This is a genomic window from Lysobacter sp. N42, from assembly GCF_004344885.1.
Map to the genome: position 1 here is coordinate 1 of NZ_SKFB01000015.1, position 24,176 is coordinate 24,176.

At 70.9% G+C, this 24,176-nt stretch carries 20 protein-coding genes; 14 read left to right on the forward strand and 6 right to left on the reverse strand.

Features of this window, described 5'->3' with window-relative positions; genetic code table 11:
• Positions 1-644: 644 nt before the first annotated feature.
• Complete coding sequence (locus tag EYQ95_RS17105; protein WP_243699965.1) at positions 645-2,438, reverse strand: D-(-)-3-hydroxybutyrate oligomer hydrolase; 1,794 nt, start codon at positions 2,436-2,438, stop codon at positions 645-647.
• A gap of 95 nt (positions 2,439-2,533) precedes the next feature.
• On the opposite strand from EYQ95_RS17105, the gene EYQ95_RS17115 reads away from it, so the two are divergent.
• Positions 2,534-3,322 (forward strand): 3-hydroxybutyrate dehydrogenase, encoded by a 789-nt coding sequence (locus EYQ95_RS17115; protein WP_243699966.1) that lies wholly within the window; start codon positions 2,534-2,536, stop codon positions 3,320-3,322.
• A gap of 28 nt (positions 3,323-3,350) precedes the next feature.
• On the forward strand, positions 3,351-4,016 hold the full coding sequence (locus EYQ95_RS17120) for a response regulator transcription factor (protein WP_132328543.1): 666 nt from the start codon (positions 3,351-3,353) through the stop codon (positions 4,014-4,016).
• 5 nt (positions 4,017-4,021) lie between these two features.
• Here the strand turns inward: EYQ95_RS17120 and EYQ95_RS17125 are convergent, their stop codons facing one another.
• Positions 4,022-7,339, reverse strand: a complete 3,318-nt coding sequence (locus tag EYQ95_RS17125; RefSeq protein WP_132328545.1) for a PAS-domain containing protein — start codon at positions 7,337-7,339, stop codon at positions 4,022-4,024.
• 141 nt (positions 7,340-7,480) lie between these two features.
• On the reverse strand, positions 7,481-9,685 hold the full coding sequence (locus EYQ95_RS17130) for a TonB-dependent receptor (protein ID WP_132328665.1): 2,205 nt from the start codon (positions 9,683-9,685) through the stop codon (positions 7,481-7,483).
• Between the two features lie 178 nt (positions 9,686-9,863).
• Between EYQ95_RS17130 and EYQ95_RS17135 the strand changes: the two genes are divergently transcribed.
• Complete coding sequence (locus EYQ95_RS17135; protein ID WP_132328547.1) at positions 9,864-11,267, forward strand: GntP family permease; 1,404 nt, start codon at positions 9,864-9,866, stop codon at positions 11,265-11,267.
• Positions 11,268-11,399: 132 nt separating this feature from the next.
• Here the strand turns inward: EYQ95_RS17135 and EYQ95_RS17140 are convergent, their stop codons facing one another.
• Positions 11,400-12,227 (reverse strand): amidohydrolase, encoded by an 828-nt coding sequence (locus EYQ95_RS17140; protein WP_132328549.1) that lies wholly within the window; start codon positions 12,225-12,227, stop codon positions 11,400-11,402.
• Positions 12,228-12,243: 16 nt separating this feature from the next.
• Positions 12,244-13,392 (reverse strand): pyridoxal phosphate-dependent aminotransferase, encoded by a 1,149-nt coding sequence (locus EYQ95_RS17145; protein WP_132328551.1) that lies wholly within the window; start codon positions 13,390-13,392, stop codon positions 12,244-12,246.
• A 55-nt stretch (positions 13,393-13,447) separates the two neighbouring features.
• On the opposite strand from EYQ95_RS17145, the gene EYQ95_RS17150 reads away from it, so the two are divergent.
• From EYQ95_RS17150 to EYQ95_RS17195, 10 genes are all read left to right on the forward strand, one after another.
• Positions 13,448-13,936: a DUF3293 domain-containing protein gene (locus tag EYQ95_RS17150; protein WP_132328553.1), complete on the forward strand. Its 489-nt coding sequence runs from the start codon at positions 13,448-13,450 to the stop codon at positions 13,934-13,936.
• Between the two features lie 33 nt (positions 13,937-13,969).
• Positions 13,970-14,614, forward strand: coding sequence for a heme ABC exporter ATP-binding protein CcmA (ccmA, locus tag EYQ95_RS17155; RefSeq protein WP_132328555.1), 645 nt, complete (start codon positions 13,970-13,972; stop codon positions 14,612-14,614).
• Complete coding sequence (ccmB, locus tag EYQ95_RS17160; protein WP_132328557.1) at positions 14,611-15,303, forward strand: heme exporter protein CcmB; 693 nt, start codon at positions 14,611-14,613, stop codon at positions 15,301-15,303. The genes ccmA and ccmB overlap by 4 nt, the downstream gene beginning before the upstream one ends.
• Before the next feature lie 96 nt (positions 15,304-15,399).
• A complete protein-coding gene (locus EYQ95_RS17165; RefSeq protein ID WP_132328559.1) occupies positions 15,400-16,149 on the forward strand; it encodes a heme ABC transporter permease in 750 nt (249 codons plus the stop codon).
• Entirely contained in the window at positions 16,146-16,316 is a 171-nt protein-coding gene (gene ccmD / locus EYQ95_RS17170) for a heme exporter protein CcmD (protein ID WP_132328561.1), read from the forward strand. Before EYQ95_RS17165 ends, ccmD begins: the two co-directional genes overlap by 4 nt.
• Positions 16,313-16,813 carry a cytochrome c maturation protein CcmE gene (gene ccmE, locus EYQ95_RS17175; RefSeq protein WP_132328563.1) on the forward strand — a complete coding sequence of 167 codons (501 nt, stop codon included), beginning with the start codon at positions 16,313-16,315 and terminating at the stop codon, positions 16,811-16,813. The genes ccmD and ccmE overlap by 4 nt, the downstream gene beginning before the upstream one ends.
• A 21-nt stretch (positions 16,814-16,834) precedes the next feature.
• Complete coding sequence (locus EYQ95_RS17180) at positions 16,835-18,796, forward strand: heme lyase CcmF/NrfE family subunit (RefSeq protein ID WP_132328565.1); 1,962 nt, start codon at positions 16,835-16,837, stop codon at positions 18,794-18,796.
• Complete coding sequence (locus EYQ95_RS17185; protein WP_132328567.1) at positions 18,793-19,338, forward strand: DsbE family thiol:disulfide interchange protein; 546 nt, start codon at positions 18,793-18,795, stop codon at positions 19,336-19,338. Before EYQ95_RS17180 ends, EYQ95_RS17185 begins: the two co-directional genes overlap by 4 nt.
• Positions 19,335-19,766 carry a cytochrome c-type biogenesis protein gene (locus EYQ95_RS17190; RefSeq protein WP_132328569.1) on the forward strand — a complete coding sequence of 144 codons (432 nt, stop codon included), beginning with the start codon at positions 19,335-19,337 and terminating at the stop codon, positions 19,764-19,766. The genes EYQ95_RS17185 and EYQ95_RS17190 overlap by 4 nt, the downstream gene beginning before the upstream one ends.
• A gap of 1 nt (position 19,767) precedes the next feature.
• A complete protein-coding gene (locus tag EYQ95_RS17195) occupies positions 19,768-20,763 on the forward strand; it encodes a tetratricopeptide repeat protein (protein ID WP_132328571.1) in 996 nt (331 codons plus the stop codon).
• Between the two features lie 68 nt (positions 20,764-20,831).
• On the opposite strand, the gene ppsA is transcribed toward EYQ95_RS17195, so the two are convergent.
• Positions 20,832-23,207 (reverse strand): phosphoenolpyruvate synthase, encoded by a 2,376-nt coding sequence (ppsA, locus tag EYQ95_RS17200; RefSeq protein WP_132328573.1) that lies wholly within the window; start codon positions 23,205-23,207, stop codon positions 20,832-20,834.
• A 128-nt stretch (positions 23,208-23,335) separates the two neighbouring features.
• On the opposite strand from ppsA, the gene EYQ95_RS17205 reads away from it, so the two are divergent.
• Complete coding sequence (locus EYQ95_RS17205; RefSeq protein ID WP_132328575.1) at positions 23,336-24,157, forward strand: pyruvate, water dikinase regulatory protein; 822 nt, start codon at positions 23,336-23,338, stop codon at positions 24,155-24,157.
• Positions 24,158-24,176 lie beyond the last annotated feature (19 nt).

A 24,176-nucleotide genomic window follows, 5' to 3' on the forward strand; every position in this document is an offset into this window, starting at 1 on the left:
CTGCCGATGCTGCGCGTGGCGCTGGCGCTGGTCTTCGTCGTCACCGCGCTGCTGTCGTTCGGGCTGTATCCGGTGGAAAGCCGGGCGGTGGTGGTCGCCCCGCCGGTGGCCCGCCCCGCGGCGGACGCCCCGGTGGCGGCGGCCCGCGCGGCCCGCGTACCTGAGATACCCGAACGAAAGGGCGCCGCTGGCGCCCTTTCCTTTTGTCCCGCGGAGATCGGTCCGCCCGTTGGGCAGATGGCGATGCCGGCCGGCGCCACCGCCGCAGGACGAACGTCGGCGCGACTCGCGCGTCAACCCATGTCGTCATGCCCGCGAACGCGGGCATCCGTGCACGTTGCCTGTTCGCCGTGCGGACTCACGATGCGCCCTGGATCCGGCCCGACCCGCGGCCTGCCCAAGCGCCGATGTCCCGCGGCGCGCACGATCGCGGGGAGCCTTGCTCCGCCAGCGCCCCCGATCGCGCGAGAGGAGAAGGGGCCGCGAACGCGTGCAATGAGACCGCGCCGTCGTTCGCGCGGAAGCGGGAAACAGGCCCGCGCTCCCACGCGGCCGACGCATCGGCGACCTGCGTCGAACGTCGATCCGCACCAGGCCTGCCGGGCGGCATGCGCAGGCCCGGCGCGTCCACGCCGTCCGGCGTCTCAGCCGGCGGGTATGGCCAGGTGACGCGCTTCGAGGGCCGGCTCGGCGCCGCGCGGCGTCGCACGGATGCGGGCGTCGCCCGGCAGCGCCCTGCCCTCGTGCAGGTGCGCCCATACGCGATCCAGCGCGGCGTGCACGTAGGGCATCAGCGGCACGTACGAGGCGCCGATCGCCGGCAGGCCGAGGAACGCGTCGAAATGCTGCGCGCGCTCGACCTCCCAGAAGCGCACGTCGCGCCCCGCGCTGCGCGCCGCGCGCACGTATGGGGTACTGGTGAAGGCCATCGGCACCAGGCCATCGTCGACGCCGTGCACAATGATCACCGGCAACCCGCGCCTCGGCAGCCCCGCGCGGGTGGCCTCGACGCCTTCGCGCACGCGCGCGGCCAGTGCATGGTCGGTCCAGAGGGCGCGCAGGCACCGAGTCCCGCCCAGCGCCGCGTCGGGCGGGGTGATCAGGGCGACGCCGGCGCCGGGCGGGATGCCGCTGGCGTCGGACCACCAGGCCGCGCGCTCGGTCGCGGTGGCCTGGCGCGCCGCGCCGGACGCATCGGTCGCGGCGAAGCGGAAGCCGCAGGGGTGCGACTGCGGCCCGAAGCGCCCATAGGCCGAGGCATAGGTGGCGGCCACGGCTTTCCAGATGTCGAAGGCGACGCTGAGGCCGCCGGCGCGCAGCGCCTCGTCGGTCCAGCCACGCGCCCGCAGCGCCTCGTAGGCCGCGCGCGCGCGCGCCGCGTCGTCCCCGCCCGGGACGAGCCCGGCATCGGCGATCGCGGCGCAGCCGGGCCCGGCCGCGGGCGGCACGGGCAGCTTCATGTGGGACAGCGCGCAGGGCATCAGCAGCGCCGCTTCGGTGGCGATGTCGTACAGCGGTGGCGCGCCCGGCACGGCGATGTTGGGTTCCCCAGCCACGACCGCATCGAGCCAGTCGCCGTCCAGTTCGGCGGCGCGCAGCACCGCGCCACCGCCATTGGACACCGCGGTGGCGATGACGGTGGTGTCGTCGAAGCGGAACGGCGCCTGCGCGGGGAACGCCTGGTCCAGCGCGTGCAGGGCGAACTGCGCGGCCTGGCGCACGTGGCGGCCCCAGTCGGCCTCCGGGTTGTCGGCCGAGTGCGCGTGCTTGAAGGCCACGCCCTCGCCTCCCGCCGCGGGCTCGAAGCCCAGCGTGGTGCCGCCTGCGGCCTGCACGGTGCCGTCCAGCGCCACGCCCTGCCCGGCGTCGAGATCGAAGTAGTCGGTGCCCGCGCCCTTGTCGGTGTAGGCGATGGCGCAACCCTTCGGCAGCCCCCAGCTGGCCGCGACCGCGATCGCGCCGTAAACGCCGCGCGAGCCCGAGGCCGGGGCCACGACGATGCAGCGCCGCTTGGCGTCGAAGCCGTCGGGCACCTGCACCGCGACGCGATGCGGATGCCTGGCACCGGGCAGGCGCAGGAAGGCGTGGTACTCGCGCCCCGGCACGGGCGCGGTCGAGCCGTAGAGCCTGCCGAAGCCGCCCTGCGGGGAGAGGTCGGCGATACCGCGCCAGTTCGACCAGATCGCGCGGCGCCGCAGTTCGGCGGGCGTGGGGTGCTCAGCGTCGGCGAACGCGGGCGGCGCCACGGCACGCAGGCCGTCCAGCCCCAGCCCGGCGGTGAGCAGGTCGTCACCGCCGCGGTGTTCGGTGACGCGGATCGGGCCGACGATGTCGAGGTCGTCCATGCGGGTTCCGGGGTCGAGGCTGGCGCAGCCCGCGGCGAGGCCGGTGAGCGCGGCCAGCAGGGCCGCCTGTCGCAGCATGGGGATCTTCTTCATGGGCCGACGTTAGCAGCGGCTGCGCAGCGCGGCATCGTACGTTCGTACCACGCCGGGGCGCGCCGCGGTTGGTAGGCTGCACGCAGGAGGACTCCATGCCCGCATCCATGCTCCCACCCGCCCCGTCCCGCTGCATCCTCGTCACCGGTGCCGGCAGCGGCATCGGCGCCGGCATCGCCACGCACCTGGCGCGCGAGGGACACCACGTCGTCGTGACCGATCTTTCGGGCGACGCCGCCGCGCAGGTCGCCGACGCCATTCGTGGCGAGGGCGGCAGCGCCGAGGCGCATGCGCTGGACGTGACGCGCGACGACAGCGTCGAGCACGTGCTGGCGCCGATCTCGCGTCCGGTGGACGTGCTGGTCAACAACGCGGGCCTGCAGCACGTCTCGAAGCTCGAGGACTTCCCGATGGAGAAGTGGGACCTGCTGGTGCAGGTCATGCTCGTGGGCGTGGCGCGCCTGACGCGCGCCGTACTGCCGGGCATGCGCGAGCGCGGTTTCGGGCGCATCGTCAACATCGGCTCCATCCACTCGCTGGTGGCCAGCCCGTTCAAGAGTGCCTACGTGGCCGCCAAGCACGGGCTCGTGGGCTTTTCCAAGGTGATCGCGCTCGAAACGGCCGATACCGACATCACGATCAACACGATCTGCCCCACCTACGTGAAGACACCGCTGGTGGACAGGCAGATCGCCGATCAGGCGCGCACGCGCGGCATTCCCGAGTCCGAAGTGGTCAGCCAGGTCATGCTCAAGCCCATGCCCAAGGGCGTGTTCATCACGTTCGAGGAACTGGCGGGCATCACGGCGTTCCTCATGTCGCCGGTGGCGCGCAACATCACCGGCCATACCATCGATGTCGACGGCGGCTGGACCGTGCAGTAGCACGACCACCCGCATCCCCACGACCGCCATGCCCCGCCTGCTGATCGCCGACGACCATCCGCTCTTCCGCGCCGCGCTGCGCGGCGCGGCGGCCGATGCCGTGGCCGGGCTGATCGTGCATGAGGCCGAGTCGCTGGACGGCGTGCTGGCAACGCTGGAGCGCGAGGCCGACATCGACCTCGTGCTGCTGGACCTGCACATGCCGGGCAACCACGGCCTGGCGGGGCTGGCCGCCGTGCGTGCCCAATTTCCGCACGTGGCCGTCATCGTGGTCTCGGCCAATGACGATGCGCGCGTGGTGCGGCGTGCGCTGGACCACGGCGCGGCGGGCTACCTGCCCAAGAGTTCGGGCCTGGACGAACTGCGCGACGCGATACGCGCGGTGCTCGCCTGCGAGCAGTGGCTGCCGCCCGCCCTGCGCTCGGCGGTGGCGCGCACGCAGACCTCCAGCAGCGATGCCGACCTCGCCGCGCGGCTGGCAAGCCTGTCGCCGCAACAGTTCCGCGTGCTCACGCTGGTGGCACAGGGGCTGCTCAACAAGCAGATCGCCGACCGCCTCGACGTGCAGGAGCGCACGGTGAAGGCCCACCTGTCGGCCATTTTCGAGCGCCTGGGCGTACGCAACCGCACGCAGGCCAGCGTGGTGCTGCGGGAACTGGAGCTCAGCGACCCCGCACGCACGATCGAGGGCTGACGCCCTCAGCCCACGATCGCCGGCGGCCGCTCGCGCGCGGCGATAAGGCGGTCGAGCGTCGACTTCAGCGCCAGCGGCTTGAGCGGCTTGGCCAGAAGCGGGTGACCGGCGTCGCGTACGCAGGCACGCACCTCCTCGCCCGGATCCGCACTCAGGATCAGCGTGGGACGCGCGCCGACCCGCGTGGCCAGGGCCTGTGCCACGCCCACCCCGGTGTCGCCGCGGTCGAGATGGAAGTCGAACAGCCACGCGTCGGTGTCGAATCGCTCGCAGGCCAGAAGGGCGGCATCGCGATCCGCCGCGGTCACGACCTCGCAGCCCCAGCGTTCGAGCAGGGCCCGCAGTGCGGCGAGCGCCGAGGGATCGTTGTCGAGCGCGAGCACCTTCAGGCCGGCAAGGCTGCCCGCGGGTCGCTGCGCCGATGTCTCCATGACGCGTGGGGCGACGCGCGGCAGGTCGACCGAGAACACGGTGCCCCGCCCGATCCGGCTGCGCAGCGCGAGCGGCGCTTCGAGCAGGTGCGCGATGCGGTCGGCGATCGACAGGCCCAGCCCGAGCCCTTCGCCCGGCGCATCCGGGCCGCGGCGGAACTCCTCGAAGATCGCGCGCTGCTGGTCGGGCGCGATGCCCGGTCCGGTGTCGTGCACCTCGATGCGCAGCATGCCCCCGGCCCGGCGCACGCCCAGCGCGATGCCGCCAGCCGGGGTGTAGCGCACCGCGTTGGCCAGGAAGTTCTGCAGGATGCGGCGCAGCAGTTGCGGGTCGGTACGCGTCCACGCGCGCGTGGGAACGAAGCCGAAGGCCAGGCCGCGAGCCGCCGCGATCGCGCGGAACTCCGAGGCCAGCGGTTCCAGCACCTCCGACAGGGCGAACTCGCGTGGTTGCGGCACGAGGCCACCGGCCTCAAGGCGCGACATGTCCAGCAGGCCGGTCAGCAGGTCGGTGGTCGACTCCAGGGCGCCACGCACCTGCGCGACGGTGGCGCGGTGGCGCGGCGATTCCAGCTCGTCGGCCAGTGCATCGGTGAACAGCTGCGCGGCGTGGAGCGGCTGCATGAGATCGTGGCCGATCGCGGCCAGGAAACGGCTCTTGGCGTGGTTAGCCCGCTCGGCCTCGCGCTTGGCCACCTCCAGGTCGGCGGTGCGCGAAGCCACGCGCTGCTCGAGTGTCTCGTTCGCTTCGATCAGCGCGCGCTCGGCGCGCCGGAACTCGGTGACGTCGGTGAAGGTGGCCACGAAACCGCCACCCGGCATCGGGTTGCCGCGGATCTCGATGATGCTACCGTCCGGAAGCACGCGCTCGGACAGATGCGGCGTGCCCGCGCGCATGAAGGCCAGCCGCCTCTGCAGCGCACGCTCGATGTCGCCCGCGAAGTCGATTCCCCGCATCGCCCAGCGGGCCAGGTCGGCGATGGGGCGGCCGACCTGCAGCAGGTCGGCGGGAAAGCCGAAGATCTGCGCGTAACGCGGGTTCCACGCCACCAGCCGCAGGTCGGCGTCGACCACGCTGATGCCCTGGCTCATGTTGCGCAGCGCGGCCTCGAGTACCCGCTGGTTGAAGCGCAGGTCGGCCGATGCCTGGCCTACGATGGTCGCCACCGTCTCGAGGTCGCCGGACTCGCGCCGCGCGGCATCGAGCAGCACGCGCGCGGACGCTGCGCCCAGTACGGCGGCGAGCTCGCGCTCGACGCGTTCCTCGGCCTCGGCCGGGACGGGGCCGGAGGACTCCACCCCGTCGAGCAGGCGCGCCACGCGCTCGCGCGGCAGGAAGCGCTGGCTCGCCGCGCGCAGCGTCGCCAGGTCCAGCCCGCGCGAGGTGCGCCGCGGCGCCGCCGACCACGAGGCGGCGAGCACGACGGTGGCCAGCGTGCCGACGAACAGGCTGGACCCCACGGCCCGGCCCAGCCGCGTCCAGCCCGTGAGCCCGAAGAATCCGTCGGGCGAGAGCCATGCGAGGCCAGCCGGCGCGAGGTCACCCGGCGCGCCCAGCAGGGGCAGCAGCAGCACCCAGGCCCAGGTCGCGAAGCCGGCGAGGATGCCTGCGGTCGCCGCGCGCGCCGAGGTCTGCGGCCGCCACAGCGCGAAGCCCAGCGACGGCGCGAGCGTGGCCAGGGCGGAGAATGAGACGGCCCCGACGTCCGCCAGCGCCTCGCTGCCGGCGATGACGCGGCTGTAGGCCCAGGCGAGCAGCATCACCGCCACGATGCCCGTGCGCCGCAGCGTCAGAACGCTGCCGCTGAGGTCGCCGGCATCGCCGCGGCCCCAGGCGCCGCGCAGCAGCCCGGGCGCGAACCAGTGGTTGCCCACCATCAGGCTGAGGGCGAGCGTGCTCACCACCACCATGCCGGTGGCCGCGCTCAGGCCGCCCAGGTAGCCGAACAGCGCCAGTGCCTCGCTCCCCTGCGAAAGCGGCAGCGCGAGGATGTAGAGGTCGGTCGGCACCGCATCGCCCAGCCACGCCACTCCCGCGCGGGCGATGGGCAGCACCGGCAGCGCGATCAGGACGAGGTAGAGCGGGAACAGCCAGCGCGCGGTCTGCACGTGGCGCTCGTCCCGGCATTCGACCACCGCGACGTGGAACTGGTGCGGCAGGATGAACATGGCCAGCGCACCCAGTGCGACCAGGGGCGCGAAGCCGCCGGGTGCCACGTCCGTTCGCGGCGGCGCAAGCGCAGGGCCGTCGCCGAGCTTCAGCCAGACCCATGCCCCGATCGCCAGCATCGCCAGCAGCTTGAACACCGACTCCAGCGCCATCGCGAACACCAGCCCGCGGTTGTGCTCGGTCGCGCGGGCATTGCGCGCGCCGAACAGGATGGCGAATACCGCGAGCACGATGGCGACGTACAGCGCGCTGTCCTGCCAGGCCGGCGCGTCGCCGCCGGGCGCGGCCGCCAGGAGGGAGAAGCCCATCGCGACCGCTTTCAGCTGCAGCGCGATGTAGGGAATCAGGCCGAGTGCCACCACTAGCGTGACGGTGGCCGCCAGCCACGCGTCCTTGCCCAGGCGCGTGGCGATGAGGTCGGCGAGCGATGTGGCATTGCTGTCGCGCGCAAGGCGCACCAGCCGCAGCATGATGCCCACGCCCAGCGCGTACAGCAGGATCGCGCCGACGAACGTGGGCGGCAGCGGCCAGCCATGGCGCGCGGCCTGCGTCACGGTGCCGTAGAAGGTCCACGACGTGCAGTGCACGGCCAGCGAGAGCGCATAGACGTGGCGCCAGTGGCGCGCGCCCAGTGCGGGCCGGTGCTCGGCATGGAGCGCGGCGGCGAACATCAGCCCCAGCCAGAGCAGGCTGGCGCCCGTGACCAGCGCGAAGTTCAGCATCGCCTCCCGGCCCGTGGCCGGATCCAGTGCAATCCCCGCCGCGAGCATAGCTGCCCTCGCCCGGCCCTTGGTGGCCTACGCGAAGAAAAAGGCGACGGACCCGGAGGCCCGCCGCCGCGTTCCGACCGCCTTCGGCGTCGGTCAGAAGTCGTAACGCGCCGTCAGTGCGACCTGTCGGGGCGCGCCGTAGAAGCCCGTCAGCACGCCCAGCGCCGCGTTCAGGTTGTAGCCCGTGGTGCGGTATTCCTTGTCGGTGAGGTTCGTGCCCTGCAGCGAGAGCGTCCACGCCCCCGCACTGCGCCAGGTCACGCCGGCGTTCACCAGGCCGTACCCGTCCTGCCTGATGGGCTGCGCGCCGGTGCGCACGATCTCGGTCGTGGCCACCACTTCGCTCTGGTAGGAATAGCCCACGCGCGCGGCGACGTTGCCGCCACCCGCCAGGTCCATGCGGTACTCGACGTTGACGGCGCCGGAGAACTCCGGCGCGTTGGTGAACTCCTGCTCGTGGGCGATGTTGACGCCCGCGTAAAGGAACTCGTCGTACTTCGCGTCCAGCCAGGCGAGGTTGCCGTTGATCAGCCAGTTCCGCGTCGGCAGCCACTGGTACTCGACCTCGACGCCATTGACCGTACCCGCGCCGGCATTGGTGAAGTCGCCGAAGAATGCATCGTTGGTGCCGTCGCCATTGCTGTCGTAGGCGGTGAACACAGACAGCTGGATGTCCTCGTACTTGTTGTGGAACGCGGCGAGGTTCAGGAACAGCCTGTTGTCGAGGAAGGCCATCTTGCTGCCGACCTCGAAGCTGTCGACGACCTCGTCGTCGAACGGCTCGGCCGAGCGCGGCACGGCGGTGGCCTGTGCGCGGATGTTGTAGCCGCCGGACTTGAAGCCGCGCGAGGCGTGCGCATACAGCATCACGCTGTCGCTGGCCTGCCAGTCCAGTGCCACCTTGGGCGAGGTGTTCTTGAAGTTGATCGTCTTGTCGAAGTTGGCGACCGTGGCGATCGGGGTGGTGAAGCTGGAGTTGGCATAGGCGCGGTTGAGCACGACCGCGTTCTTGTCCTCGTCCGTATAGCGCGCGCCGACGTTGAGCTCGAGGCTCCCGGTGAGGTCGAAGGTCCAATCCGCATAGGCGGCGATGCTGTCGGTGAACACGGTGCCCTGCGTGTCGCCGAACAGCAGGCCGAAGAAGTTGTTGAGCACCTGGCCGCCGGCCTCGCCGTCGAAGGCGTACAGGCCCATCACGCCACGCGAGCGGCCACCGGCGTCGTAGTGCACCTGCAGCTCGTGGCTGATCTGCTCGTCGCGGTAGAAGGCCTTGACGTCGGCGATGGTGGCCGGCGTGGTGTCGAAGTCGATGTTGGTCTCGGTGTCGGACTTGCGCAGCGCGGCCACGTACTTCAGGCCCCAGGCGTCGCCGATGTCGTAATTGGCCGTGACCGACGCACCCTTCATCGAGGTGTCGTTGACGTTGGGCATTCCGTTGCGCACGTCGTAGCGGTCGTCCAGCGGCGGATAGGCCGGCGCGAAGCGGTTGGGCCCGAGCATCTTCGCGCCGCGCACGCCGGACTGGTCGTCCATCCAGTCGAAGGCGAACTGGATGTTGAAGTCGTCGCTGACGTAGGCGCCCAGCTGCGCCCGCAGCGCCAGGATCTCCTTGTCGCTGATCTCCTGCCCGGTGAGGATGTTCCGGCCGAAGCCGTCGCGGTTCAGGCTCGCGACCGAGAGGCGCGCGCGCAGCGCCTCGCTGCCACCGAGCGGGCCACCCACCGCCGCCTTGACGTCGAGCTGGTTGTAGTTGCCCACGGTCACCGATGCGAAGCCGTCGAACTCCTTCGGCAGGCCACGCGAAACGTACTTGATCGCGCCACCGATGGTGTTCTTGCCGTAGAGCGTGCCCTGCGGGCCACGCAGGACCTCCACGCGCTCGACGTCGAACACATCCAGCAGCGCGCCCTGCGGACGGGCGATGTACACGTCGTCGAGATAGATGCCCACGCCCGGGTCCACGCCCCACAGCGGGTCGGACTGGCCGATGCCGCGGATGTAGGCGGTCACGGTGCTCGAGGAACCGCGCGCGGCGTAGACCGTGAGGTTGGGTACCTGCGCATCGAGGTCGCCCAGATCCTCGATCGCCAGACGATCCAACGCATCGGCGGTGAAGGCGGTGACGGCGACCGGCACGTCCTGCAGCGTCTCCTCGCGCCGACGCGCCGTGACGGTGACGTTCTCCAGCGCGCGCTCCTCCTCGACGGCGGCGCCCTCGGCGCCGGTGGCGTCCTGCGCGGGCGCCACGGGTGCGAACAGTGCGCAGGCGATGGCGAGGCAGAGGTGATTACGGCTCATACGGGTGCGGCGCATCGGGTGGTTCTCCCCTGGGTTCCGTTGCGAACGCGGGGCATGCCCCGCCGTCATGCCGGCGATAGTGGGCCGCGTCCACCGCGCCCGGCAGCTGTACCTTCGGACAATGCCCGCGCCGCGGGCGACGTCGATACTGGCCCGCACTCGACGGAGCTGGACTTCCATGGCGTTTCTGATCGTGCTGGCCGCGCTGGCCTTCCTGATGTTCGTGGCCTACCGCGGCTACAGCGTCATCCTCTTCGCGCCGATCGCGGCCCTCGGTGCGGTGCTGCTCACCGATCCGACGCTGGTCGCGCCGATGTTCACCGGTCTTTTCATGGACAAGATGGTGAACTTCCTCAAGCTCTACTTCCCCGTGTTCCTGCTCGGGGCGATCTTCGGCAAGCTCATCGAGCTGTCGGGCTTCTCCAAGGCCATCGTGGCCGCGGCGATCCGCGTCGTGGGCGCGCGCCGCGCCATGCTCTCGATCGTCGTGGTCTGCGCGCTACTCACGTACGGCGGAGTCTCGCTGTTCGTCGTCGTGTTCGCGGTGTATCCGTTCGCGGCGGAGCTGTTCCGGCAGGGCGACATCCCCAAGCGGCTCATCCCCGGCACGATCGCCCTCGGTGCGTTCACGTTCACCATGGACGCGCTGCCCGGCACGCCGCAGATCCAGAACATCATTCCGACCACGTTCTTCGGCACCACCGCCTGGGCGGCGCCGGTGCTCGGCAGCATGGGCGGGCTCTTCATCCTGATCGTCGGGATGGCATACCTGGAATGGCGCCGCCGTAGCGCTGCCGCCGCCGGCGAGGGCTATGGCGACGCCGCCAGCCTGCTCAACGAGCCCGCCGCGTTCGTCGGAACGAAGCTCGCGCATCCACTGGTCGCGCTGCTTCCACTCGTGCTGGTCGGCGTATCCAACAAACTGTTTACGACGTGGATCCCCGCCGTCTACGGGACCTCCTACAGCTTCGATCCGGCGGTGATCGGCGACGCGGCCCCGGTGGTACAGGAGACATCCAAGCTGGCGGCGATCTGGGCGGTGGAAGGCGCCCTGCTGGTGGGCATCGCATCGGTGCTGGCGTTGGCGTGGAAGCCCGTCGCCGCGGGGTTCGCGGAGGGAACCAAGTCCGCGATCGGCGGCTCGCTGCTGGCGTCCATGAACACCGCGTCCGAGTACGGCTTCGGCGCGGTCATCGCCGCCCTGCCGGGCTTCCTGGTGGTCGCCAACGCGCTCTCGTCGATCCCGGACCCGCTGGCGAACACGGCCGTGACCGTGACCTCACTGGCCGGCATCACCGGTTCTGCATCGGGCGGCATGAGCATCGCGCTCGCCGCGATGGCCGATGCGTTCATCGCCAACGCGAACGCCGCCGGCATCCCCATGGACGTGCTGCATCGCGTGGCGGCGATGGCCTCGGGCGGCATGGACACGCTGCCGCACAATGGCGCGGTGATCACGCTGCTCGCCGTCACCGGGCTCACCCACCGCCAGGCCTACAAGGACATCTTCGCGGTCACCGTGATCAAGACACTGGCGGTGTTCGTCGTGATCGGGGTCTATTACGCGACGGGGCTCGTCTGACCAGGCAGCATGCCTTTTGAGCCACGGATCCACGGAGGGCCGTGCCTGCGCGGCGTCTACCGGGGCGCGAAACCTGACCCCGTGTCGTCCCTGCAAAGCCGTGGCCGACCCGCGAACGCGCCACGACGTCCGCTACAGCAACTCGAACCGGTCCGCGTCCAGCATGGCGGGGAAACGCTCGCGGTGGGCCTTCAGCTCCTCGAGGAACAGCGTGGTGGTGCTGACGACTTCCATGTCCGCGCACTCGCTGATCGGGTTGCCCAGGAAGTCGATCACCGCGCTCTCGCCCGCGTACCCGAGCCCGTTGCCGTCGGTGCCGACGCGGTTCACGCCCACGACGTAGCACAGGTTCTCCATCGCCCGCGCCCGCAGGAGCGTGCGCCACGCGTTCGAGCGTGCCGCGGGCCAGTTCGCCACGTACATCAGCAGGTCGTAGTCGAGGTCCTGCGGCCGCTCGACGTCGTAGCGGTTGCGCGAGAACACGGGGAAACGCAGGTCGTAGCAGACCAGCGGACAGATCCGCCAGCCGCGCCATTCCAGCGTCAGGCGATCGCGGCCGGCACGGTAGCGCTCGTGCTCGCCCGCATAGCGGAACAGGTGGCGCTTGTCGTAATGGCGCACCTCGCCATCGGGCGTGACGAAGAGCAGGCGGTTGGCGACCCCATCGCCCGTGCGCAACTGCACGCTGCCGGTCACGGCGGCGTCCAGCTCGCGGGCCCAGTCGCGCATCCACGCCACCGTGGGGCCATCCATGTCCTCGGCGCGGTCGATGGCTTCGTTCGAGAAGCCGCTGGTGAAGGTTTCCGGCAGGACCACCAGGTCGGTGATGCCGTGCAGTGCACCCACCAGCTCCCCGTAGTACTCGCGATTGGCCTCGGGCTGCAGCCAGCGCGTATCGCCCTGGACGATGCTGACGCGAAGCGGGTGACGGACGTCGGTGATGCCGTATTCGCTGGACATGGGTTCCCTCCTCTGCTCAGAGCGCCTGCAGCCGTGCGATCGCGGCGTCCAGGGTCGCCTCGTTCTTGGCAAAGCACAGCCGCGCCAGCCTCTGGCCCTGCGGCGGCGCTCCGTAGAAGGGCGAGAGCGGGATGGCGACCACGCCCTTCTCGATGGTCAGCCAGCGGCAGAACTCCGCGTCCGGCAGGTCGCTCACCGCGGAGTAGTCCACCAGCTGGAAATAGCCGCCGGGCACGGGCAGCGGGCGCAGCTTCGTCGTCAGCAGCTGTTCGCGGAAGCGGTCGCGCTTGGCCTGGTAGAAGGCGCCCAGCTGCTCGTAATGCTCCGGCTCGGCCTCGATCATCTCGGCGAAGGCGAACTGTGCCGGAGTGAAGGTGCAGAACGTGTTGTACTGATGGACCTTGCGGAACTCCGCGCTCAGCGCGGGCGGGGCGATGCAGTAGCCGACCTTCCAGCCCGTGCAGTGGTAGGTCTTGCCGAAGCTCGACACCACGAACGCACGCGAGCGCAGCTGCGGGTAGCGCAGCGCCGACTCGTGCCGGCGCCCGTCGAAGACGATGTGCTCGTAGACCTCGTCCGAAAGCAGGTAGATGCCGGTGCCGTCCAGCAGCGCGATCAGCTCGCGCATGTCGGCCTCGCTCCACATCGCGCCGGAGGGGTTGTGCGGCGAGTTGATCATGACCAGGCGCGTGCGCGGCGTCACCGCGGCGCGGATCAGCGCCCAGTCCGGCGCGAAGGTTTCGGGATGCAGCGGCACATGCACCGCGACGCCGCCGGCCAGCTCGATGGCCGGCTCGTAGCAGTCGTAGCAGGGGTCCAGCACGACGACCTCGTCGCCGGGCCGTACGACGGCGTGCACGGCGTCGAGGATCGCCTCGCTCGCGCCAGAGGTCACCGTCACCTCGGCGTCAGCATCGGGCCGGTATCCGTAGCAGCGCTCGGTCTTGGCGGCGATGGCCTGGCGCAGCGGCGGGACGCCCGTCATCGGCGAGTACTGGTTGCGGCCCTCGCGCATCGCGCGCGCCATCGCATCCACCAGCCGGGCCGGAACGTCGAAGTCGGGAAAGCCCTGCCCCAGGTTGACGGCGCCGTGCTCCACGGCCAGTTGCGACATCACGGTGAAGATCGTCGTACCGACCTTGGGGAGCTTGGTTTCGGGCGTCATCGCGCGGGGCTCGGCGGAGGGGCCACGAGTGTACGGAAACGGACAGGAGGACGGCATGAGCAATGACGGCACGCCGCGGCATGCATCGCAGGACGACCCCGTGGCGCTGGCCCGGGCGTTCGCGAGCGCGGTCTACCGCGCCGAGCTTGGCGGGGATCCGGTGGAACTCCGCGTCGGGCAGCCCGCCACGGAGATCGAACGGCGCCTTCCCGCGTCGACGTATGCCTTCATCACGGCGTGGAACCCGGACGCGGAGCGCCAGCCGGGCCAGGCGAATGCGCGCGACGACGATGCACTGGCGGCACGGCTGGAGGCCGCGGGCGTGGACTTCCGCCGCACCTGGGCGCAGGACGCCGAGGGCGGCCATCGCGAGGCGGGCTGGCTGGTGGCGGGTCTGTCGCCCGAACGCGCCGATGCGCTGGCGCGCGAGTTCGAGCAGGCCGGCATCCTCGCCTGGCTCGCGGGCGAGCCCGTGCGCCTGCACATGCTCATGCCGCGTCCGGGCGGCGCAGCGGACCTGCCGCATGTCGACTGGCTAGAATGAGCGACCGCGGCCGCCGGCCGTAATCGCGCGCCGATGACCGACTCCGCTCCGCCTCGACCGCCGCTGCTGCACGCCACCGGCCTGCGCTTCACGCGCGACGACGAGCCCGTCTTCGGCCCGCTCGATCTGGCGGTGGATACCGGCGAAGCCCTGCTGGTGCAGGGCGAGAACGGCGCGGGCAAGACCACGCTGTTGCGGGTGCTCGCCGGGCTGCTGCGCGCGGACGCAGGGGAGGTGCGCATCGACGGCCGCATCGCCACGCCCGCCGAGCGCGCGGGCGTCATCGGCTATCTCGGCCACCTGCCCGGCCTGAAGGGCGACCTGACCACGCTCGAAAACCTGGACTATCTGGGCGGCCTGCAGGGACGGCGCGCGACGCAGTCCTCCAACCGGGCCCTCGAGGCGGTCGGCCTTGCGGGCTACGAGGACGCACTGGCGCGGCAGCTCTCGGCCGGCCAGCGCAAGCGCCTGGCGCTGGCGCGCCTGTGGCTGTCACCGGTGCCGCTGTGGCTGCTGGACGAGCCCTACGCGAACCTCGACCTCGAAGGGATCGAGCTCGTGAACCGGCTGATCCAGACCCACCTGCGCCAGGGGGGCGCCGCGCTGCTGACCACGCACGGCGCCTACGCCGCGCCGCCCGTTCGCACGCGTCTCATCGAACTGCGGAGGGCGGCATGAGCGTGGCGGCGCATACCGGCCTGCTGGCCTCGGCCCGCGCGCTCGCCCTGCGCGACGTGCGTCTCGTGTGGCGCCGCCGCGGCGACGCCCTGCAGCCGGCCATGTTCGCGGTGCTGGTCATCGTGCTGTTCGCGCTGGCCCTCGGTGGCGAGCCGCGGGTGCTGGCGCAGGTCGCGGCCGCCGTGCTCTGGCTGGCGGTGCTGCTGGCCGGCCAGCTGGCGCTGGACGGCCTGTTCAGGTCGGACGCCGACGACGGGTCGCTGGAGCAGTGGATGCTCGCGCCGGTGCCCCTGTCCTGGCTGGTGCTGGTCCGCACGGCCATGCACTGGCTCACCACCGCCCTGCCCCTGCTCCTCGCCGCGCCGCTCCTGGCCGAGCTCCTGCAGTTGCCCCACGCCCAGTTGCCCGTGCTGCTCGCGTCGCTCGCGCTCGGCACGCCGATCCTGAGCCTGATCGGAGCGGTGATCGCGGCCCTGACGGTCGGGATGAAGCGCTCCGGTATACTGGTCGCCCTGTTGGCCCTGCCGCTGTACGTGCCCGTCCTAGTGTTCGGCGCGGGCAGCGTCGCCGCCGCGGCGCAGGGCCTGGACGTGCAGGGAGCGCTGCTGCTGCTGGCCGCCGGGCTCGTCGCCGCGCTGCTGCTGGCCCCGCTCGCAGCGGCCGCGGCCCTGCGCATCTCGCTGAACTGAGGCCGGCGATTTGAGTCCAATCAAGCGCCCCCCGGCCCCGGCCGGGGACACTCTGCCGCAAGCCTCCGCGGCGTCGCCGCCACCGCCGCCCGCCCGATGAATCCGCTGGTCCGCTGGTTCCACCAACTCGGCTCGCCACCCTATTTCGACCGCTTCGCCGCGAAGTGGGCGCCGTGGGGCTACGTGCTGGGCGCGCTGCTGATGCTGCCCGGCCTGTACGGCGCCCTGTTCCAGGTGCCGGCCGACTACCAGCAGGGCGACAGCTTCCGCATCCTCTACATCCACGTGCCGTCGGCCTGGATGAGCCTGGCGGTGTACGGGCTGATGGCCGTGTATGCCGCGATCGCGCTGGTCTGGCGCATCAAGCTCTGCGAGATCCTGGCCATGGCCTGCGCGCCCATCGGCGCTGCGTTCACGCTGATCACGCTGCTCACCGGCGCCATCTGGGGCAAGCCCATGTGGGGCACCTGGTGGGACTGGGACCCGCGCCTGACCACGCAGCTGATCCTGCTCTTCATGTACCTGGGCGTGATGGGCATCTACGGCGCCATCGACGACCGCCGCGTCGCCGCCCGCGCGGCCTCGTTCCTCGCCATCGTCGGCGTGGTGCTGCTGCCGATCATCCGTTACTCGGTCGTCTGGTGGAATTCGCTGCACCAGGGGCAGACGATCAGCGTGTTCGGCGAGTCGAAGATGGATCCGAGCATGCTGGCGCCGCTGCTGTGGATGGCCGTCGGGACGCATGTCTGGTTCATCGGCGCCCTGCTCGCGCGCGCGCGGGCGGACAACCTGCGCCGCGAGTCCGGCAAGGCCTGGGTCGCGCAGGCGGCGGGAGGTCGCCGGTGAGCTACCGCGAATACGTGATCGCGGCCTACGCCGTGTTCTTCCTCGTGCTGGGCTGGGACTTCGTCTCCACCCGCATCCAGATCGGGCGCCAGCTGCGCGCCGCCCGCCGCCGCCAGGCGCGCGAGGCCGCGCGCAGCCGCGCCCCCCGTTCCGTGGAAACGCCATGAACCCGATCCGCCGTCGCCGCCTGCTCTGGATCCTCGTGCTCGTGCTGGGCGCGGGCCTGGCCGCCTCGCTCGTGGCGATGGCGCTGCAGCGCAACGTCGCCTACCTCTACACGCCCGCCGAGATCCTCAGCGGCGAGGCCGGCGACAACGTGCGCTCCGGCCAGGCGCGCTTCCGCCTGGGCGGCATGGTCGCCGAGAAGTCCTTCCGCCGCGCTCCCGGCTCGATGGAGGCCCATTTCGAGGTGACCGACGGCGATGCCCGCATGCCGGTCGTCTACACGGGCATCCTTCCTGACCTCTTCCGCGAGAACCAGGCGGTGGTGGCCACCGGCCGAATGCAGGGTGACCGCTTCGTCGCCGAGGAAGTGCTCGCCAAGCACGACGAGACCTACATGCCCAAGGAAGTCGCCGACAAGATGGGCAAGGCGCACAAGAAGCACGACGTCGCGGCGCCGGCCGGCGCGCAGGACGCGTCGCCCCCCGGGGCCTACCAGTGACGGCTCTCCGGGAGGCTGCCCGTGCTGCCTGAACTCGGCCAGGTCGCGCTGCTGCTGGCGCTGCTCGTCGCCGTCGCGCAGTCCACGCTGCCGATGATCGGCGCGCAGCGCGGCATCGGCGCGTGGATGGCGGTCGCGCGCCCGGCCGCGTACGCCCAGCTTGCACTGCTGGGTATCGCGTTCGCCGTGCTCACCCATGCGTTCGTCGTACAGGACTTCTCGGTCCGCTACGTCGCTTCCAACAGCAACTCGTTGCTGCCCATGGCGTACCGCTACTCGGCGGTCTGGGGTTCGCACGAGGGGTCGCTGCTGCTCTGGGCACTCGTGCTCGCCCTGTGGACGGCGGCCGTCGCGCGCTTTTCGCGCACGCTGCCGGCGCACGTGGTGGCGCGCGTGCTCGGCGTCATGGGGATCGTCGCGGTGGGCTTCCTCGCCTTCCTGATCTTCACCAGCAATCCCTTCGAGCGCCTGCTGCCCGCCGCCGCCGAGGGCCGCGATCTCAACCCCCTGCTGCAGGACCCGGGCCTGATCATCCATCCGCCGATGCTCTACTTCGGCTACGTGGGCTTCGCGGTCCCGTTCGCTTTCGCCATCGCGGCGTTGCTCGAGGGCGATGTCGACAACCGCTGGCTGCGCTGGACCCGCCCCTGGACGAATATCGCCTGGGCGTTCCTCACGGTCGGCATCGCGCTGGGCTCGTGGTGGGCCTATTACGAGCTCGGCTGGGGCGGCTGGTGGTTCTGGGATCCGGTGGAGAACGCCTCGTTCATGCCCTGGCTCGCGGGCGCGGCACTGCTGCATTCGCAGGCCGTCACCGAAAAGCGCGGCGGCTTCGTGGGCTGGACCCTGCTGCTGGCCATCGCGGCGTTCTCGCTGTCGCTCCTGGGTACCTTCCTCGTGCGCTCCGGGGTGCTCACCAGCGTGCACGCCTTCGCCGCCGATCCCTCGCGCGGCACCTTCATCCTGATCTTCCTGGCGATCGTCGTCGGCGGCTCCCTGCTCCTGTACGCCCTGCGCGCGCCGGATGGCGAGGCGCGCCCGCGCTGGTTCGCGCTGTACTCGCGCGACACCCTGCTGCTGGCCAACAACCTGCTGCTCACCACCGCCTGCGCGATGGTGCTGCTGGGCACGCTGTACCCGCTTCTGGCGGACGCGCTGGAACTGGGCAAGATCTCCGTCGGGCCGCCCTACTTCGCGCTGCTGTTCCTGCTGCTCATGACGCCGCTGGTGCTGCTTCTGCCATTCGGCCCGCTCACCCGCTGGCAGCGCGAGGAGCCGCGCGCCGTGCTGCGCATGCTTGCCCCATGGGGTGCCCTCGCGCTCGTGGGCGCCGCGCTCACGTATTTCGTCGCACCCGACGGCGGCTGGAAGGCTCCACTGGGAATCGCCGCCGCGATCTGGGTGGGCGCGGGGACGCTGCGCTTTGTCTGGCGCCGCTGGCGTGAGGGCGGGGGTCGCTTCACCGCCGAGATGGTCGGCATGGTGCTGGCGCACGCGGGCATCGCGGTCTTCCTCGTCGGCGCGTTGCTCGTCGAAGGCCTTGACGTGCAGCGGGAGGTCGCCGTGCGGCCCGGACAGACCGTTGACGTCGGCCGCTACGTGTTCCGCTTCGACGGCGTGGAGGAAACTCCGGGCCCGAACTTCGTCTCCGACCGCGGGCAGGTCACCCTGTTGCGCGACGACCGCGTGCTGGCCGTGCTGCATCCGGAAAAGCGCGCCTACGCCAGCGGCGGGCAGGTGATGACGGAGGCGGCGATCCACCGCGGCCTCACCAAGGACCTCTACGTGGCGCTGGGCGAGTCGCTGGGCGACGGGGCCTGGGCCGTGCGCGTACACGTCAAGCCGTTCGTGCGCTGGATCTGGGCGGGCGCGCTGCTGATGGCGCTCGGCGGCCTCGTGACCGCGTTCGACCGGCGCTTCCGCACGCCGGTGCGCCGGCAGCGCGACATCGAGCCCGACGCCCCCGACGGAGCCGCAGCATGAGCCGTTCCCGCTGGATCCCCCTTGCCGTCTTCGGCCTCCTGGCCCTGCTGCTCGCCGCCGGCGTCTGGCTGAGCCGCCGACCGGACCGCGAAGCCCTGCCCTCGCCGCTGGTCGGCAAGCCCGCGCCGGAGTTCGCGCTCCCCGTGCTGCACGAGCCCGGCCGCATCGTGCGCGCGGCGGACCTGCGCGGCGCCCCCTACCTGCTCAACGTGTGGGGCAGCTGGTGCCCCGCCTGCCGCGACGAGCACCCCGTGCTCACGCGCTTTGCCGAAACCCGCCGCGTGCGGGTGGTCGGCTACAACTGGAAGGACACGCGCGAAGACGCCCTGCGCTGGCTGGAGCAGTTCGGCAATCCGTACTGGCTGGTGCTCGCCGACGAGGAAGGCGGCAGCGCGATCGACTTCGGCATCTACGGCGCGCCGGAGACGTTCCTCGTCGACGCCCGGGGCCGCGTCCGCTGGAAGCACGTAGGGCCGTTGACCGACGCGATCGTTCGCGACGAGCTCACGCCGCTCATCGACGAGATCGACCCGCGCCCATGAGGAGCCTGCTGCTCGCCCTGCTGATGCTGCTGTGCCTGCCCCTGCAGGCGCAGGTCACCGACCGCCGCCCGTTGCAGTTCCAGAGCGAGCTCGAGGAACGCCGCTTCCGCGCGCTGGCCGACGAGTTGCGCTGCGTGATGTGCCAGAACCAGTCGCTGGCCGATTCCGATGCGCAGATCGCGGTCGACCTGCGGCGCGAGATCCTGCAGATGATCCGCGACGGCCGCAGCGATGCGGAAATCCGCGACTTCCTCGTGGCGCGCTACGGCGAGTTCGTGCTCTACCGCCCCGGCATCTCGGCGGCGACACTGCTGCTGTGGTTCGGCCCGCTGCTCGTGCTCGCGGGCGGTGGCTGGATCCTCTGGCGCGTGGCGCGCTCGCGCCCGCGGGACGCCGCGCCTCCCGCGGACGACACGGGAGACTGGTGACATGAGCCTCTTCATCGCCGCCGGCCTGCTGCTCGGCGCGCTCGTCCTCGCCTACGTGTTCGCGCCGCTGATGCGGCGGCGCCCCGCTGTCGGCACCGCGCTCGTCGCGGCGGGCCTGGCCGTGACGGCCGGCCTGTACGTGCTCGTCGGTACGCCGGACGCGCTCGACCCCGCGCGCCGCGAAACACCGCGCACGCTCGACGCCGCGATCCAGCGCCTGGAGCAGGAACTGCGGCGCGATCCGAAACAGGTGGAGGGTTGGCGCCTTCTCGCCGACGCCTACCTGGCGAACGACCGCCCGGCCGACGCCGCCCGTGCGCTAGCGCGCGCCGTCGAACTGCAGCCCAGGAATCCGGACCTTCTGGCACAGGCAGCCGAGGCACGCGCGCTGGCCAGGCCCGACCGCCGCTTCGACACCGAAGCCCTCGACATGCTGCGGCGCGCCCTCGAGATGGATCCCGCGCACCAGCGCGCCGCCTGGTTCCTCGGCGTCGCGCAGCGCCAGGCGGGCCAGCCGGCGGACGCCGCGCGCACCTGGGAAGCGCTGCTCTCGCGCGTGGACGAAAGCACCGGGGCCGCGCTGCGAGCGCAGATCCAGTCTGCGCGGGCCGACGCCGGGCTGCCGCCGCTCGCCGACGCCCCGGCCGCGAAGGCGGCGGGGGCCATCCGCGTAACGGTCGACATCGCACCCGACCTGCGCAGCCGGCTTCCGGCCGGGGCCACGGTCTTCGTCATCGCGCGCGCGCCCGCCGGTCCGCCGATGCCTGTCGCGGTCGAACGCGTGAAACTCGCCGACCTGCCCGCCACGGTCGAGCTGGACGATGCGGATGCCGCCATGCCCACGCGTCGCCTGTCGCAGGTCGGGCGCGTCGAGGTCATCGCCCGTGCCTCCGCCACCGGAAACGCCAACGCCGCGGCCGGCGACCTCGAATCCGAACCCGTACCCGCCGAGCCGGGTGCGAAGATCACCCTGCGTATCGGGCACGTGCGACGCTGAAGAAGGCTACGGTCGCAAGAAAAAAGCCCCGCGGTGCGGGGCTTATTCGTTTTCGCGGCCGTGGGTGGTCAGCCGCCGGCCTTCGCCTTGGCCAGCCGCAGCCAGGTATCGACCACGGTATCGGGGTTGAGCGACACCGATTCGATGCCCTCTTCCATCAGCCATTGTGCAAGGTCCGGATGATCGCTGGGGCCCTGGCCGCAGATGCCCACGTACTTGCCCTTGCGACGCGCGGCCTGGATGGCCATCGAGAGCATCTTCTTGACCGCCGGGTCGCGCTCGTCGAACAGCGAGGCCACGATGCCCGAGTCGCGATCCAGGCCCAGCGTGAGCTGCGTGAGGTCGTTCGAACCGATCGAGAAGCCGTCGAAGATGTCCAGGAACTCGTCGGCCAGCAGCGCGTTCGACGGCACCTCGCACATCATGATGATCTTCAGGCCGTCCCTGCCCTGCTCCAGCCCGTTGGCGCGCAGCACTTCGACGACCTTGCGGCCCTCGTCGAGCGTGCGCACGAACGGGATCATCACCCAGCAGTTCTTCAGGCCCATCTCGTCGCGCACCTTGAGCACCGCGCGGCACTCCAGGGCAAAGGCTTCGGCGAACGACGGATCGACGTAGCGGCTCGCGCCGCGGAAGCCGATCATCGGGTTCTCCTCGTGCGGCTCGTAGCGCGAGCCGCCGACGAGGTTGGCGTATTCGTTGGACTTGAAGTCCGACAGCCGCACGATCACCGGGTTCGGCGCCACCGAGGCCGTGATCGTCGCGATGCCCTCGGCGAGGCGATCGACGTAGAAGTCGACCGGGCTGGCGTAGCCCGCGATCTTCTCGTCGATCTTCTTCTTCGTCTCCCCGTCCTGTCGGTCGTACTCCAGCAGGGCCTTGGGATGCACGCCGATGTGGCTGGCGATGATCATCTCCAGGCGCGCCAGGCCCACGCCGGCGTTCGGCAGCATCGCGAAGTCGAACGCGCGCTCGGGGTTGGCGACGTTCATCATCACCTTCAGCGGCGCCTCGGGCATCGCGTCGAGGTCGGCGACGTTGCGGTCGAACGGCAGCGCGCCCTCGTAGATGAAGCCGGTGTCGCCTTCGGCGCAGCTCACCGTGACCTGCTGGCCGTCCACGATCGTATCCAGCGCGTCACCCGTGCCGACCACCGCCGGCACGCCGAGCTCGCGCGCGATGATCGCCGCATGGCAGGTACGGCCGCCACGGTTGGTCACGATGGCCGCCGAGCGCTTCATCACCGGCTCCCAGTCGGGGTCGGTCATGTCCGCCACCAGCACGTCGCCCGGCTGCACCTTGTGCATGTCCTCGAGCTTGCGCACCACGCGCGCCACGCCGACCCCGATCTTCTGCCCGATCGCGCGCCCGTCGCAGACCACCTTTCCGCGCTGCAGGAGCTGATAGCGCTCGATCTGCGTGGCATGGGCGCGCGACTTCACCGTTTCCGGGCGCGCCTGCAGGATGTAGAGCTTGCCGGTGACGCCGTCCTTGCCCCACTCGATGTCCATCGGCCGGCCGTAGTGCTGCTCGATGACGAGCGCCTGCTTGGCGAGCTCCTGCACGTCCTCGTCGGTGATGCAGAAGCGGTGGCGCAGTTCCTCCGGCGTGGGCTCGGTGCACACGCGCTCGCCCGGCGCGTCGGAGTAGACCATGCGCAGCTGCTTGGCGCCCAGCGTGCGGCGCAGGATCGCCTTCTTGCCCTCGCGCAGCGTGGGCTTGTAGACGTAGAACTCGTCGGGATTCACCGCGCCCTGCACGACCATCTCGCCGAGGCCGTAGCTCGCGGTCACGAACACCACGTCGCGGAAACCGGACTCGGTGTCGAGCGTGAACAGCACGCCCGACGCGCCCACGTCCGAGCGCACCATCAGCTGCACGCCCGCCGAAAGGAACACGTCCTCGTGCTTGAAGCCGTGATGCACGCGGTAGGCGATGGCACGGTCGTTGTAGAGCGAGGCGAACACTTCCTTGACCTTGTGGACGACGTCGTCCTCCCCGGTCACGTTGAGGAAGGTTTCCTGCTGGCCCGCGAAGGACGCATCCGGCAGGTCCTCGGCGGTGGCGGACGAACGCACGGCCACCGCGACGTCGCCGCCGCCGTTGTCGGCACAGAGCTGGCGGTAGGCGGTGCGGATGTCGCGGTCCAGATCGGGCTGCAGCGGCGCGTCGATCACCCAGCCGCGGATCTCCGCGCCGGCCACCGTGAGCGCCTGAACGTCCTCGACGTCCAGCGAGGCCAGCCGGTCGTAGATGCGCTCGTGCAGGTGGTTGTGCGCGATGAAGGCCTTGAACGCCTCGGCCGTGGTCGCGAAACCGCCCGGAACCGAGACGCCGAGTTCCGAGAGGTGGCCGATCATCTCGCCCAGCGACGAATTCTTGCCGCCCACGCGCGCAAGGTCGGACAGCCGCAGCGCGTGCAACCAGAGGATGTTCTCGTTCAAGACGGTCTCCGTATGGGGTTCCAGGCGCGGGCGCCGATGTTTGCGCGATATGATCGCCGCAGCGCCCCGCGCGTACAAGCTTGATTCCACGGGATTTTCCTGTTGCCCCGCCGCTTTCGAGGCCCTGCATGACCGACACCCGCCCGGTGTTCTACGTATCCGACGGCACCGGCATCACCGCCGAGACCATCGGCCACAGCGTGCTCACGCAGTTCACCGAGACGCGCTTCGAGAGCCGCCGGATGTCGTTCGTGGACACGCCCGAGCGCGCACGCGAGGCCGTCGAGCGGATCCGCGAGGCGGGGGCGCGCCATGGTGTACGCCCGGTCGTGATCAATTCGTGCGTGGACCCCGACATCAGCGCCGTGCTCTCCGAGAGCGGCGCCCTCATGCTCGACGTGTTCGCGCCGTTCATCGAGCCTCTGGAGCGCGAGCTCGGGCAGACGCGCCAGCGCCACGTCGGCCGTGCGCACGGCATGGTCGACTTCGAGCGGTACCACCGCCGCATCGACGCGATCAACTTCACGCTGACGCACGACGACGGCCAGAGCCTGGACTACGCCGATGCGGACGTGGTGCTGGTGGCCGTTTCCCGCGCGGGCAAGACGCCGACCTGCATCTACCTGGCGCTTCACTACGGCGTTCTGGCGGCGAACTACCCGCTCACCGAGGAAGACCTCGAGCACGACCGGCTGCCGCCGCGTCTGCGCCCCTACCGCCACAAGCTGTTCGGCCTGACCATCGACCCTGCCCGCCTGCAGCAGATCCGCCAGGAACGTCGCCCGAATTCCCGCTACGCGCAGCTGGAGACCTGTCGGCGGGAGGTCGCGGCCGCCGAGGCCATGTTCCGCGCCGAGCGCATCCCGACCCTCAGCACCACGCATACCTCCATCGAGGAGATCGCCAGCAAGGTGATGAGCACGCTGGGCATCCAGCGCGAGATGTTCTGAGACGCCTGCCACAGCCGCG